General features: G+C 50.5%; 10 protein-coding genes. 8 read left to right on the plus strand and 2 right to left on the minus strand.

Going from position 1 to position 14,134, the window contains the following annotated elements; translation table 11 throughout:
• Positions 1–376: 376 nt before the first annotated feature.
• From xdhA to xdhC, 3 genes are read left to right on the plus strand one after another with little or no spacing between them, the layout of a single operon-like run.
• Entirely contained in the window at positions 377–2,674 is a 2,298-nt protein-coding gene (gene xdhA / locus ACJHYD_RS08940; protein ID WP_001551601.1) for a xanthine dehydrogenase molybdenum-binding subunit XdhA, read from the plus strand.
• A gap of 10 nt (positions 2,675–2,684) precedes the next feature.
• On the plus strand, positions 2,685–3,563 hold the full coding sequence (gene xdhB, locus ACJHYD_RS08945) for a xanthine dehydrogenase FAD-binding subunit XdhB (RefSeq protein WP_001551602.1): 879 nt from the start codon (positions 2,685–2,687) through the stop codon (positions 3,561–3,563).
• Positions 3,560–4,039 (plus strand): xanthine dehydrogenase iron sulfur-binding subunit XdhC, encoded by a 480-nt coding sequence (gene xdhC, locus ACJHYD_RS08950; RefSeq protein ID WP_001016593.1) that lies wholly within the window; start codon positions 3,560–3,562, stop codon positions 4,037–4,039. The genes xdhB and xdhC overlap by 4 nt, the downstream gene beginning before the upstream one ends.
• A 39-nt stretch (positions 4,040–4,078) precedes the next feature.
• Here the strand turns inward: xdhC and ACJHYD_RS08955 are convergent, their stop codons facing one another.
• Positions 4,079–5,857: a sigma-54 interaction domain-containing protein gene (locus tag ACJHYD_RS08955; protein WP_000417804.1), complete on the minus strand. Its 1,779-nt coding sequence runs from the start codon at positions 5,855–5,857 to the stop codon at positions 4,079–4,081.
• Between the two features lie 478 nt (positions 5,858–6,335).
• On the opposite strand from ACJHYD_RS08955, the gene ygeW reads away from it, so the two are divergent.
• From ygeW to arcC, 5 genes are read left to right on the plus strand one after another with little or no spacing between them, the layout of a single operon-like run.
• Positions 6,336–7,523, plus strand: a complete 1,188-nt coding sequence (gene ygeW, locus ACJHYD_RS08960) for a knotted carbamoyltransferase YgeW (RefSeq protein ID WP_000859787.1) — start codon at positions 6,336–6,338, stop codon at positions 7,521–7,523.
• Positions 7,524–7,580: 57 nt separating this feature from the next.
• Positions 7,581–8,777 (plus strand): diaminopropionate ammonia-lyase, encoded by a 1,197-nt coding sequence (gene dpaL / locus ACJHYD_RS08965; protein WP_001551603.1) that lies wholly within the window; start codon positions 7,581–7,583, stop codon positions 8,775–8,777.
• Between the two features lie 57 nt (positions 8,778–8,834).
• The gene (locus ACJHYD_RS08970) at positions 8,835–10,046 is read left to right on the plus strand and encodes a YgeY family selenium metabolism-linked hydrolase (protein ID WP_001107125.1); all 1,212 of its coding nucleotides are present in this window, start codon (positions 8,835–8,837) and stop codon (positions 10,044–10,046) included.
• A gap of 52 nt (positions 10,047–10,098) precedes the next feature.
• Complete coding sequence (gene hyuA, locus ACJHYD_RS08975) at positions 10,099–11,484, plus strand: D-phenylhydantoinase (RefSeq protein WP_001551604.1); 1,386 nt, start codon at positions 10,099–10,101, stop codon at positions 11,482–11,484.
• 47 nt (positions 11,485–11,531) lie between these two features.
• Entirely contained in the window at positions 11,532–12,464 is a 933-nt protein-coding gene (arcC, locus tag ACJHYD_RS08980; RefSeq protein ID WP_000037992.1) for a carbamate kinase, read from the plus strand.
• Between the two features lie 40 nt (positions 12,465–12,504).
• Here arcC and yqeB read toward each other — a convergent pair whose 3' ends face one another.
• Positions 12,505–14,130, minus strand: coding sequence for a selenium-dependent molybdenum cofactor biosynthesis protein YqeB (gene yqeB, locus ACJHYD_RS08985; protein WP_001020377.1), 1,626 nt, complete (start codon positions 14,128–14,130; stop codon positions 12,505–12,507).
• Between the last annotated feature and the right edge of the window lie 4 nt (positions 14,131–14,134).

A 14,134-nucleotide genomic window follows, 5' to 3' on the forward strand; every position in this document is an offset into this window, starting at 1 on the left:
CAGCCAGCCTCTTGATACCCAATCTCTTGCTTCTGGAAAAACGCGGTAATAGAGAAAGAGGTTAATTTCATTTGGCAAAGGGAAGTATCATCAGCAAAATATTCACTGTAGATGTATCTAATTTCCTGACTCATTTACCCTATTTCCCATCCTGATGCGTAATAATCCCAATTTATCACATTGATTTTATCGCCACTCATATTGATACGTATCACTGCCCCTATTCAGGGTCCTGTTTCGTATCATATCTGTGTTTTTTTAACATCATCACACTTCCTTCCTCCCTTAACGCTTATCGTCGTTTCTGGCGTAAATCTTGCCTGCTTAGACTAAATCTTTGCCATAAGAACCAAATGTTCAAATCGAGGGGATTTCTATGGAAGCGCGGGAAGCAACCGCTACAGGTGAATCATGCATGCGCGTAGATGCCATTGCTAAGGTCACCGGGCGGGCACGATATACTGACGATTATGTTATGGCGGGCATGTGTTACGCGAAATATGTACGTAGCCCTATCGCACATGGTTATGCCGTAAGTATTAATGATGAACAAGCCAGAAGTTTACCGGGCGTACTGGCGATTTTTACCTGGGAAGATGTGCCTGATATCCCATTCGCTACAGCTGGGCATGCCTGGACACTTGACGAAAACAAGCGCGATACCGCCGATCGCGCACTGCTAACTCGCCATGTTCGTCACCATGGTGACGCCGTTGCCATCGTCGTGGCCCGTGATGAACTCACGGCAGAAAAAGCGGCGCAATTGGTCAGCATTGAGTGGCAAGAATTACCCGTTATCACCACCCCAGAAGCGGCGCTGGCTGATGACGCTGAACCAATCCATAACGGCGGCAATTTACTAAAACAAAGCACGATGACGACGGGCAATGTCCAACAAACAATCGATGCCGCCGACTACCAGGTACAGGGGCACTATCAGACGCCGGTCATTCAACATTGTCACATGGAAAGCGTGACATCGCTGGCATGGATGGAGGATGACTCGCGAATTACCATCGTTTCCAGCACCCAGATCCCGCACATTGTTCGCCGCGTGGTTGGTCAGGCGCTGGATATCCCCTGGTCATGCGTACGAGTCATCAAACCGTTTGTCGGTGGCGGTTTTGGTAATAAACAGGATGTACTGGAAGAGCCAATGGCAGCATTCCTGACCAGCAAGCTTGGCGGCATTCCGGTGAAAGTTTCCCTTAGCCGTGAAGAGTGTTTCCTCGCAACCCGTACCCGCCACGCTTTTACTATTGACGGGCAAATGGGCGTGAACCGCGACGGAACATTGAAAGGTTATAGTCTGGATGTTCTGTCTAACACCGGCGCTTATGCATCTCACGGGCACTCCATCGCTTCTGCAGGGGGGAATAAAGTCGCTTACCTTTATCCTCGTTGTGCCTACGCTTACAGTTCAAAGACCTGCTATACCAACCTCCCCTCGGCTGGTGCGATGCGTGGTTATGGCGCGCCACAAGTCGTATTTGCCGTTGAGTCTATGCTTGATGACGCCGCGACAGCGTTAGGTATTGATCCTGTTGAAATTCGTTTACGCAACGCCGCCCGCGAAGGAGATGCTAATCCGCTCACGGGCAAACGTATTTACAGCGCAGGGTTGCCGGAGTGTCTTGAAAAAGGCCGGAAAATCTTTGAATGGGAAAAACGCCGTGCAGAGTGCCAGAACCAGCAAGGCAATTTACGCCGCGGCGTTGGCGTCGCCTGTTTTAGCTACACCTCGAACACCTGGCCTGTCGGCGTAGAAATAGCAGGCGCGCGCCTTCTGATGAATCAGGATGGAACCATCAACGTGCAAAGCGGCGCGACGGAAATCGGTCAGGGTGCCGACACCGTCTTCTCGCAAATGGTGGCAGAAACCGTGGGGGTTCCGGTCAGCGACGTTCGCGTTATTTCAACACAAGATACCGATGTTACGCCGTTCGATCCCGGCGCATTTGCCTCACGCCAGAGCTATGTTGCCGCGCCTGCGCTGCGCAGTGCGGCACTGTTATTAAAAGAGAAAATCATCGCTCACGCCGCAGTCATGCTACATCAGTCAGCGATGAATCTGACCCTGATAAAAGGCCATATCGTGCTGGTTGAACGACCGGAAGAGCCGTTAATGTCGTTAAAAGATTTGGCGATGGACGCTTTCTACCACCCTGAACGCGGTGGGCAGCTCTCTGCCGAAAGCTCCATCAAAACCACCACTAACCCACCAGCGTTTGGCTGTACCTTTGTTGATCTGACGATCGATATTGCGCTGTGCAAAGTCACCATCAACCGCATCCTCAACGTTCATGATTCGGGCCATATTCTTAATCCGTTGCTGGCAGAAGGTCAGGTACACGGCGGAATGGGAATGGGCATTGGCTGGGCGCTATTTGAAGAGATGATCATCGATGCGAAAAGCGGCGTGGTCCGTAACCCCAATCTGCTGGATTACAAAATGCCCACCATGCCGGATCTGCCACAACTGGAAAGCGCGTTCATCGAAATCAATGAGCCGCAATCCGCATACGGACATAAGTCACTAGGTGAGCCACCAATAATTCCTGTTGCCGCTGCTATTCGTAACGCGGTGAAGATGGCTACCGGTGTTGCAATCAATACACTGCCGCTGACGCCAAAACGGTTATATGAAGAGTTCCATCTGGCAGGATTGATTTGAGGATAACATCATGTTTGATTTTGCTTCTTACCATCGCGCAGCAACCCTTGCCGATGCCATCAACCTGCTGGCTGACAACCCGCAGGCCAAACTGCTCGCCGGTGGCACTGACGTACTGATTCAGCTCCACCATCACAATGACCGTTATCGCCATATTGTTGATATTCATAATCTGGCGGAGCTGCGGGGAATTACGCTGGCGGAAGATGGCTCACTACGTATCGGCTCTGCAACGACATTTACCCAGCTAATAGAAGATCCTATAACTCAACGTCTTCTCCCGGCGTTATGTGCTGCGGCCTCGTCCATTGCTGGACCGCAGATCCGTAACGTCGCTACCTACGGTGGAAATATTTGCAACGGTGCCACCAGCGCAGATTCTGCCACGCCAACGCTCATTTATGACGCGAAACTGGAGATCCACTCCCCACGCAGTGTTCGTTTCGTCCCGATTAATGGCTTTCACACCGGGCCGGGCAAAGTGTCTCTTGAGCATGACGAAATCCTTGTCGCCTTTCATTTTCCGCCCCAGCCGAAAGAACACGTGGGCAGCGCGCATTTTAAATATGCCATGCGCGACGCAATGGATATTTCAACGATTGGCTGTGCCGCACATTGCCGACTGGATAGCGGCAATTTCAGCGAATTACGCCTGGCATTTGGTGTTGCCGCGCCAACGCCGATTCGCTGCCAACATGCCGAACAGACTGCACAAAATGCGCCATTAAACCTGCAAACGCTGGAAGCTATCAGCGAATCTGTCCTGCAAGATGTCGCCCCGCGTTCTTCATGGCGGGCCAGTAAAGAGTTTCGTCTGCATCTCATCCAGACAATGACCAAAAAAGTGATTAGCGAAGCCGTCGCCGCGGCGGGGGGAAAATTGCAATGAATCACAGTGAAACAATTACCATCGAATGCACCATTAACGGGATGCCTTTTCAGCTTCACGCCGCACCAGGCATGCCGCTCTCGGAATTACTCCGCGATCAAGGACTGCTAAGTGTCAAACAAGGGTGCTGCGTGGGTGAATGTGGTGCCTGTACGGTGCTGGTCGACGGCACAGCAATAGACAGTTGCTTATACCTTGCCGCCTGGGCTGAAGGAAAAGAGATCCGCACGCTGGAAGGTGAAGCGAAAGGCGGAAAACTTTCTCATGTTCAGCAGGCTTATGCGAAATCCGGCGCGGTGCAGTGCGGGTTTTGTACGCCTGGCCTGATTATGGCTACCACGGCAATGCTGGCAAAGCCGCGCGAGAAGCCATTAACCATTACGGAAATTCGTCGCGGTCTGGCGGGAAATCTTTGTCGCTGCACGGGGTATCAGATGATTGTAAATACAGTTCTGGATTGCGAGAAAACGAAGTAAAAGGATATCCGGCCTGAATTCAGGCCGGATTCACTGAGGTTATGTGTTTAACAACTCATATTTCTTAATCTTGCGATAGAGCGTAGCAATACCGATGCCCAGTTCATCAGCAACTTGCTTCTTGCTGTTATGGCGTGAAAGCGCCTCGCGGATCATTTGCTTTTCCATCTCCTCCAGCGCCGTGCCGCCCGCATCATCGAGTGCCAGGTGCGCCTCGCTGACCTCTGTTACATCACTTTGTTCCGTTGTGCCATTATTCAGCAGATTTGGCGGCAATAGCGTGCTATCGATAACTTCACCTGAAGGAACAACGTTAACCAGATATTCCATCAAATTGCTTAACTCGCGCAGGTTTCCGGGCCAACGATGCTTACGCAATATTTCGACGACATCAGGAGCAATGCCAGGATAAACCGATCCCAGACGACGGGTATGCAGATGTAAAAAGTAATGCACCAGTAGTTCAATATCTTCCTGGCGTTCACGCAGCGGTGGAAGAGTTATCGGGATAACATTAAGTCGGTAGAAGAGATCTTCGCGGAATTTACCTTCGGCAATGAACTGGGCCAAATTCTGATTAGTTGCAGAAATGATGCGGATGTCGACTTGTATTGGGCTACTGGCACCAATCGGCAGAATTTCACGCGCCTCAATAGCGCGCAGTAATTTAGCCTGCAACATTAATGGCATATCACCTATTTCATCGAGAAACAGCGTGCCCGTATTCGCCGCCTGAATCAACCCTGTTTTACCGTTGGCAGAAGCGCCAGTAAATGCGCCTTTAACATAACCGAACAGTTCGCTCTCCAGAAGCTGCTCCGGAATCGCGGCACAGTTGATAGCAATAAAGGGTTTATTCCGTCTTCCGCTCAACTTATGGATTGCACGGGCGACAACTTCTTTACCCGTGCCGCTTTCACCAACCACCATAACGCTGGATGGGCTGGGTGCAATACGGCTAATGAGTCGTTTTAATTGCCGCATAACACGGCACTCGCCAACCAATTGTTCAATATGTGGTTCATCAGGTGCATTTGCTACAGAAAAACTGGTATGCGATTGGTGAAACGCCATTAAAAATAATTGTCGGCCCTGAATGTTATGCAATTGACCAATGATTAATTCACTTTTATCGTCCCACGAAACAATATGCTGCATATGTCCATGGGTAAAATTACTCTCAAATGTTAATGGTCTGAAACGGATAGGTTTCCCAATAATATTATTTTGTACAACACCAAGTGTTTTTAAGGCAGTCTGATTAACAAACTGAACCCGACTTTCATCATCAACAACTAATACGCCCTGATCCATATTATCGATCATGGTCGCGAATATTTTACTGATGTTATCTCCTGGCCCCTGATCCTCCAGAAGTTTCGAAACAAAAATGGTGGATATATGGCGAACGTAATCAGAAAATTCGCGTAAATTATCACTGATATGTTCTTGTTGCTCGTGGGTAACGGCAATCAAACTTATCACCCCAACACAACGATCCTGTAAAATGACAGGCGTACCCAGAAATGCTTTTTCACGGCAATTTTCTTTACTATCGCAACCTTCGCAAAGGGGATCGAAGCGAGACTGTGTCACAACTTTTTCAGTTTTCGTTTCCAGGACGTGGCGGAGCAGGCGTGAGTTGCCGCTCAACTGGCGGCCAAGAAACTTCCCATACGCGCCCGTTCCGGCGACGCGACACAAGTTTTCATCAACGATCTCAACCTCAAGCTGCAAAACGCTGGCAAGCATTCTGGCAAAACGCTGAATTGTCGGTTGAATTTGCATCAGTACTGACTGCGTAGTAGCAAGCTCCATAGCTTTACCTTCCAGACTTACTTAAAAGTCGATCATTGAAGACGTTGATGGTTCACAGATCATGATGATATTAACTCAGACGAAATTGGCTTTGATAAAAACATAAGATTTTTATCACTTTCTAATGAAATTATGGAAGAGATATCACATTTCTATATCAATATGAGAATTACGGCGGTGAGTTTATCAAACTGACGAGGGATAACCTGCCCCTTTATCTTATTTCTGATACTTAGCAGCAAATAAATAACGCGATAAAAAAAGCCAAACGTTTTCGTATTTTACAAACAACCAGAAGCTGGTATCAATTTGTGATCAACCCCACACATTATCCGTCAAATTAGTCTTTTGCAGCCCCGTGGATAATTCTGGCACACTTATTGTTAGTCCCAGGTATAGCTGTGAAAACACCAATCACTTTGGCAAGTCACAGTGAAATAAACCACTTTGCCTGTCATTCCACTACCGGGACTTTATGATGAAAACTGTTAATGAGCTGATTAAGGATATCAATTCGCTGACCTCTCACCTTCACGAGAAAGATTTTTTGTTAACGTGGGAACAGACGCCAGATGAACTGAAACAAGTACTGGACGTTGCCGCAGCATTAAAAGCACTGCGTGCTGAAAACATCTCAACCAAAGTCTTTAATAGTGGATTAGGTATTTCCGTATTCCGCGACAACTCCACTCGTACCCGCTTCTCTTATGCTTCCGCGCTTAACCTGCTCGGCCTTGCACAGCAAGATCTCGATGAAGGCAAATCACAAATCGCTCACGGCGAAACCGTGCGTGAAACCGCCAATATGATCTCCTTCTGCGCCGACGCTATTGGTATTCGCGACGATATGTATCTGGGCGCAGGCAACGCTTATATGCGTGAAGTTGGCGCTGCACTTGATGACGGCTACAAGCAGGGCGTACTGCCGCAGCGTCCGGCTTTAGTGAACCTGCAATGCGATATTGACCACCCGACTCAGTCAATGGCTGACCTGGCATGGTTACGTGAACACTTTGGTTCACTGGAAAACCTGAAAGGTAAAAAAATCGCCATGACCTGGGCCTACTCCCCAAGCTATGGCAAACCGCTCTCTGTACCACAAGGCATCATCGGTCTGATGACTCGCTTCGGTATGGATGTCACCCTGGCCCATCCGGAAGGCTACGACCTGATCCCGGATGTCGTTGAAGTGGCGAAAAACAATGCTAAAGCCTCCGGCGGTAGCTTCCGTCAGGTCACCAGCATGGAAGAAGCCTTCAAAGACGCAGACATCGTTTATCCGAAGTCATGGGCACCTTACAAAGTGATGGAAGAGCGTACTGAATTGCTGCGTGCGAACGATCACGAAGGCTTAAAAGCACTGGAAAAACAGTGTCTGGCACAGAACGCGCAACACAAAGACTGGCATTGTACTGAAGAGATGATGGAACTGACCCGTGATGGCGAAGCCCTGTACATGCACTGCCTGCCAGCTGATATCAGCGGCGTATCCTGCAAAGAAGGTGAAGTGACTGAAGGCGTATTCGAAAAATACCGTATCGCGACCTACAAAGAAGCCAGCTGGAAGCCTTATATCATCGCCGCGATGATCCTGTCCCGTAAATACGCCAAACCAGGTGCACTGCTCGAGCAACTGCTGAAAGAAGCGCAAGAACGCGTGAAATAACCCCTCGGGCCGATCAGCTGGTCGGCCCTCTATTTCCAGAGGCCAAAAGGATAGGATATGTCCGTTTTCTCATTGAAGATTGATATCGCCGATAACAAATTTTTCAACGGCGAAACATCACCGCTCTTTTCGCAAAGCCAGGCCAAACTGGCGCGCCAGTTCCACCAGAAAATTGCTGGTTATCGCCCAACACCGCTTTGTGCGCTGAACGATCTCGCAAACCTTTTTGGTGTGAAGAAAATTCTCGTCAAAGACGAATCAAAACGATTCGGTCTGAACGCCTTCAAAATGCTCGGCGGTGCATACGCCATCGCTCAATTATTGTGCGAAAAATATCATCTTGATATCGAAACGCTGTCATTTGAGCACCTGAAAAATGCCATCGGCGAAAAAATGACTTTCGCGACCACCACCGACGGCAACCACGGGCGCGGTGTGGCGTGGGCAGCACAGCAACTCGGACAGAATGCGGTGATTTACATGCCGAAAGGTTCTGCTCAGGAACGCGTTGACGCCATTCTGAACCTCGGTGCCGAGTGCATCGTCACGGATATGAACTATGACGATACCGTTCGCCTGACCATGCAACACGCGCAGCAGCACGGCTGGGAAGTGGTGCAAGATACCGCCTGGGAAGGTTACACCAAAATCCCAACCTGGATCATGCAAGGCTACGCAACACTGGCAGATGAAGCCGTCGAGCAAATGCGTGAAATGGGCGTAACCCCGACGCACGTTCTGCTGCAAGCCGGTGTCGGTGCAATGGCCGGTGGTGTGCTGGGTTATCTGGTCGACGTCTACAGCCCGCAAAATCTGCACAGCATTATTGTTGAACCTGACAAAGCTGACTGTATTTATCGCTCCGGCGTCAAAGGCGACATCGTCAACGTTGGCGGTGATATGGCCACCATCATGGCGGGCCTGGCCTGCGGCGAACCTAACCCGCTGGGCTGGGAAATCCTACGTAACTGCGCCACCCAATTCATCTCCTGCCAGGACAGCGTTGCCGCATTAGGTATGCGTGTGCTGGGTAACCCGTACGGCAATGACCCACGCATCATCTCCGGTGAATCCGGCGCTGTCGGTTTGGGCGTTCTCGCAGCGGTTCATTATCACCCGCAACGTCAAAGCCTGATGGAAAAACTGGCGCTGAACAAAGATGCCGTAGTGCTGGTTATCAGCACTGAAGGCGACACAGACGTGAAGCACTACCGCGAAGTTGTCTGGGAAGGCAAACACGCTGTAGCACCTTAATCACCCTATTGGAACTGCTCCCTGCAAAACGGGGAGTAAAAAATCTGGAGAAAAATAATGGCTAAGAATATTCCATTCAAACTGATTCTTGAAAAAGCAAAAGATTACCAGGCGGACATGACTCGCTTCCTGCGCGACATGGTTGCTATTCCCAGTGAAAGCTGCGACGAAAAACGCGTAGTACATCGTATTAAAGAAGAGATGGAAAAAGTCGGCTTCGATAAAGTTGAAATCGACCCGATGGGCAACGTTCTCGGTTATATCGGCCACGGCCCGCGTCTGGTGGCAATGGACGCTCATATCGATACCGTCGGCATTGGCAACATCAAAAACTGGGACTTCGATCCGTACGAAGGCATGGAAACTGATGAGCTGATCGGTGGTCGCGGTACTTCCGACCAGGAAGGCGGCATGGCATCTATGGTTTATGCCGGTAAAATCATTAAAGACCTCGGTCTGGAAGATGAATATACCCTGCTGGTTACCGGTACTGTGCAGGAAGAAGACTGCGACGGTCTGTGCTGGCAGTACATTATTGAACAATCCGGCATTCGCCCGGAATTTGTGGTCAGTACTGAACCGACTGATTGCCAGGTATACCGTGGTCAACGCGGTCGTATGGAAATTCGCATTGATGTTCAAGGTGTTAGCTGCCACGGTTCTGCACCAGAACGCGGTGACAACGCCATTTTCAAAATGGGTCCGATTCTTGGCGAATTACAAGAACTCTCCCAGCGCCTGGGCTATGATGAATTCCTCGGCAAAGGCACCCTCACCGTTTCTGAAATCTTCTTCACATCCCCAAGCCGTTGCGCTGTAGCAGATAGCTGCGCAGTTTCAATCGACCGTCGTCTGACCTGGGGCGAAACCTGGGAAGGCGCGCTGGACGAAATCCGCGCCCTGCCTGCGGTACAGAAAGCTAACGCGGTTGTTTCTATGTACAACTACGACCGTCCGTCCTGGACTGGCCTGGTTTACCCAACCGAATGCTACTTCCCGACCTGGAAAGTGGAAGAAGACCACTTCACTGTCAAAGCACTGGTGAATGCCTACGAAGGTCTGTTTGGCAAAGCGCCGGTTGTTGATAAGTGGACCTTCTCAACTAACGGCGTATCTATCATGGGCCGTCACGGCATTCCGGTGATCGGCTTTGGCCCGGGTAAAGAACCTGAAGCGCATGCACCTAACGAAAAAACCTGGAAATCTCACCTGGTGACCTGTGCCGCGATGTACGCTGCAATCCCGTTAAGCTGGCTGGCAACCGAATAATTACTCTTCACTTATTCCCCTCCGGTTCGCCGGAGGGTTTTTGGAGTTTGCTATGCGCGTATTGATCAAAAACGGCACTGTCGTTAACGCAGATGGACAAGCCAAACAAGATTTGCTGATTGAGAGCGGGATTGTTCGCCAATTGGGCAGCAATATTTCGCCGCAGCTCCCGTATGAAGAAATTGATGCCACTGGCTGTTACGTTTTCCCTGGCGGCGTGGATGTCCATACGCATTTCAATATTGATGTCGGCATCGCGCGCAGTTGTGATGATTTTTTTACCGGTACCCGCGCAGCTGCGTGTGGCGGTACAACAACCATTATTGACCATATGGGATTTGGCCCGAATGGCTGCCGATTACGCCATCAACTGGAAGTTTATCGTGGCTATGCCGCCCATAAGGCGGTCATCGACTACAGCTTTCACGGTGTGATCCAGCACATTAATCACGCCATCCTCGACGAAATTCCGATGATGGTCGAAGAAGGACTGAGCAGTTTTAAACTCTATTTAACCTATCAATACAAACTCAACGATGACGAGGTTTTGCAGGCGTTACGCCGCTTGCATGAGTCCGGCGCGCTGACCACCGTGCACCCGGAAAATGATGCGGCTATCGCCAGCAAGCGGGCGGAATTTATCGCCGCAGGGTTAACCGCGCCGCGCTATCACGCCTTGAGTCGCCCTCTGGAATGCGAAGCGGAAGCCATCGCCCGCATGATTAACCTGGCACAAATTGCCGGTAACGCCCCGCTCTATATCGTCCACCTGTCTAACGGCTTAGGTCTGGATTATCTGCGTCTTGCCCGTGCGAATCACCAGCCAGTCTGGGTTGAAACCTGCCCACAATATCTCCTGTTGGACGAACGCAGTTACGATACAGAAGATGGCATGAAGTTCATTCTTAGCCCACCGCTGCGTAACATACGCGAGCAGGACAAACTGTGGTGTGGCATCAGCGATGGTGCGATTGACGTGGTGGCAACCGATCACTGCACCTTCTCGATGGCTCAACGCCTGCAAATTTCTAAAGGCGATTTCAGTCGCTGCCCAAATGGCTTACCCGGTGTGGAAAACCGCATGCAGTTACTGTTTTCCAGTGGCGTGATGACGGGACGTATAACACCGGAACGCTTTGTTGAATTAACCAGCGCAATGCCCGCCAGGCTGTTTGGCCTGTGGCCGCAAAAAGGATTATTAGCGCCCGGTTCCGATGGCGACGTGGTGATTATCGACCCACGTCAGAGCCAACAAATTCAGCATCGCCATCTCCACGACAACGCCGACTACTCGCCATGGGAGGGTTTTACCTGTCAGGGCGCGATTGTCAGAACCTTATCCCGTGGTGAAACGATTTTCTGTGACGGCACCTTTACAGGCAAAGCCGGGCGAGGTCGATTCCTGCGACGCAAACCGTTTGTCCCTCCCGTGCTCTAACCACTGCCAGGGATCTATACACAATCAAGAATGATGAGTGAGGAAAAATGAGTAAGAAAATTGTTCTCGCCCTGGGCGGGAATGCGCTGGGCGATGACCTGGCCGGACAAATGAAAGCGGTAAAAATTACTTCTCAGGCAATTGTTGATTTAATTGCCCAGGGACATGAGGTCATCGTCACTCATGGTAACGGGCCGCAGGTGGGCATGATTAACCAGGCCTTTGAAGCTGCCGCAAAAACTGAAGCGCACTCGCCAATGCTGCCGATGTCTGTCTGTGTTGCCTTAAGCCAGGGTTATATTGGTTACGATCTACAAAATGCCTTAAGAGAAGAACTGCTTTCTCGTGGCATTAATAAACCTGTAGCAACGCTGGTTACCCAGGTCGAAGTCGACGCTAACGATCCGGCATTCCTCAACCCGACCAAGCCGATCGGTTCGTTCTTTACCGAGCAAGAAGCAGAGCAACTGACAAAACAGGGTTACACTCTGAAAGAAGATGCTGGTCGCGGCTATCGCCGTGTTGTTGCCTCGCCAAAACCGGTTGATATCATTGAAAAAGAAACGGTTAAAGCGTTGGTAGATGCAGGCCAGGTGGTGATCACCGTTGGCGGTGGTGGTATCCCTGTTATTCGTGAAGGTAACCACCTGCGTGGTGCCAGTGCGGTTATCGATAAAGACTGGGCCAGCGCCCGTTTAGCAGAAATGATTGATGCCGATATGCTGATCATTCTGACTGCGGTAGAAAAAGTGGCCATTAACTTCGGTAAAGAGAATGAACAGTGGCTCGATCGCCTGTCATTAAGTGATGCTGAACGCTTTATCGAAGAAGGTCATTTTGCGAAAGGTTCTATGCTGCCTAAAGTGGAAGCTGCCGCCTCGTTTGCTCGCTCTCGCGCAGGTCGTGAAGCACTGATTACCGTATTGAGCAAAGCGAAAGAAGGGATTGAAGGCAAAACCGGAACGGTGATTTGTCAGTAATTTAAAGGCCGGGTGGGTAATACCATCCGGCCATTTTCATTTAAGCCACTTCCAGCACTTCTTTCGTCGCTTTAACACCCTGATGCATCAACATCATTAACGCCTCAAGTACGCCGCCGCCAATCGCCCGGGCTTTATCAGAAACGCTGGTGAAATCAGCCGTTTCACCACGAGGATCGATATCACCAATTTTAAAACCACCGACCACTGCTAGTCCGTCGTTCAACAAGCCACGCACCATCCCCGTCAACGGTGCTTTAATTTCATGCTCACCAATCCAGGCAATCACATCGCCCTCTTTCACCAGATCGCCTAATTTCACGTTGGATCGCATAATGCCTGCAGCAGGAGCACGGATCACCCGTCGGGTGGTATGCCCCATAATATTGCCAGGAACACCGGTATTCTCCTGCGCACAACCAGAGTAAATCACCTGACCGAGCCAGTGCCCGCGATTTGTTTCAATTACCGCATGACAATCCTTCCCTGCAATAAAGCCCGGCCCAAGCGCGATTGTTACTGGTGCCATATCTGCCCGCGTCCCCAAATTCTGTTTCGCCAGAATAGCGTCCACCACGCAAAGCGGTTTCAGTTCATCAAGCAATGAACAGGCGGGATCTACCATCACAGGGATGAATCCGCGTTCGGTAAGTTTCATCGCTTCCGCAGAGCTGGTTGCCAGGCGGGCAGTGACGCCTTCGACCGTCATTTCGCCATCGAACACGGCCTGGGCAAACGCCACGGTACAACGAATCACTGTCGGTTTTTCCACTTCCAGCATGATCACTTTAAAACCCGCATGATACAGACGTAGCGCCACACCACTGGCGATATCCCCCGCACCGCGAATCACCACCAGCTGGTGTCCGGAAGGATGAGAAGGTTTCATCATCAGCCCACCCGGCGCGTTATTTTTCACCTGTAATATTTCTGCCAGCACGCTGATGGCGATCTCCTGCGGCGTTTCCGCACCTATGTTGTAACCAACAGGCGCATGTAAACGGGCAATATGTTCTTCAGCCACGCCTTTCTCACGCAATTGACGCAGGAAAAGCTGAACCTTGCGACGACTTGCCAGCAACCCCAACCATGCAATGGGCTGTTCAATGAGTTTGTCGAGGGCTTCACGATCCTGATTATTCGTGGCAATCAGGACAAAATTATCAGGGCGAATATCCAGTGCTTCCACTGCCGCACCAAACGACTCAGCATGGAGAAGCGTGGTTGATGGTGGGAATAATTCAGGATTAAGGCTTTCGCGATAAATATCGGCAACGGCAATATCAAATCCTAATAGCGCCGCACTCTGGGCTATCGCCCGGTTGACATGCCCCGCGCCAATCAACACCAGACGTGGACGCATACCATGGACGCTGATAAATACTGACATTGCACCTCCACAATCTGACCCGACAGCATCCGCACCGTTACGAGCCATACGTCCATGGAATAATCGCGGCTTACGTTCCTGCAATGCCTGAAGCGACTCTTCAATCACCTTCCGCTCAACCATTCCTCCACCAATTGTACCGACGATAGAACCATCGGCGCGCACTAACATTTGTGCAGAATGGCGGGGAGTAGAGCCTCGGCTATCTACAATTTGCGCCATCGCAAACGGACAATTTTGCTCTTCGAGTTTTGCAGCCTCTGTGAAAATATTCATACCA

The sequence above is a fragment of the Escherichia sp. WS1368 genome (assembly GCF_046487485.1).
GTDB classification, from domain to species: domain Bacteria; phylum Pseudomonadota; class Gammaproteobacteria; order Enterobacterales; family Enterobacteriaceae; genus Escherichia; species Escherichia coli.

Coding starts and splice junctions, on each gene's coding strand:
- xdhA (WP_001551601.1), top strand. CDS start 377: ATGGAAGCGCGGGAAGCAACCGCTACAGGTGAATCATGCATGCGCGTA.
- xdhB (WP_001551602.1), top strand. CDS start 2,685: ATGTTTGATTTTGCTTCTTACCATCGCGCAGCAACCCTTGCCGATGCC.
- xdhC (WP_001016593.1), top strand. CDS start 3,560: ATGAATCACAGTGAAACAATTACCATCGAATGCACCATTAACGGGATG.
- ACJHYD_RS08955 (WP_000417804.1), bottom strand. CDS start 5,857: ATGGAGCTTGCTACTACGCAGTCAGTACTGATGCAAATTCAACCGACA.
- ygeW (WP_000859787.1), top strand. CDS start 6,336: ATGAAAACTGTTAATGAGCTGATTAAGGATATCAATTCGCTGACCTCT.
- dpaL (WP_001551603.1), top strand. CDS start 7,581: ATGTCCGTTTTCTCATTGAAGATTGATATCGCCGATAACAAATTTTTC.
- ACJHYD_RS08970 (WP_001107125.1), top strand. CDS start 8,835: ATGGCTAAGAATATTCCATTCAAACTGATTCTTGAAAAAGCAAAAGAT.
- hyuA (WP_001551604.1), top strand. CDS start 10,099: ATGCGCGTATTGATCAAAAACGGCACTGTCGTTAACGCAGATGGACAA.
- arcC (WP_000037992.1), top strand. CDS start 11,532: ATGAGTAAGAAAATTGTTCTCGCCCTGGGCGGGAATGCGCTGGGCGAT.
- yqeB (WP_001020377.1), bottom strand. CDS start 14,130: ATGAATATTTTCACAGAGGCTGCAAAACTCGAAGAGCAAAATTGTCCG.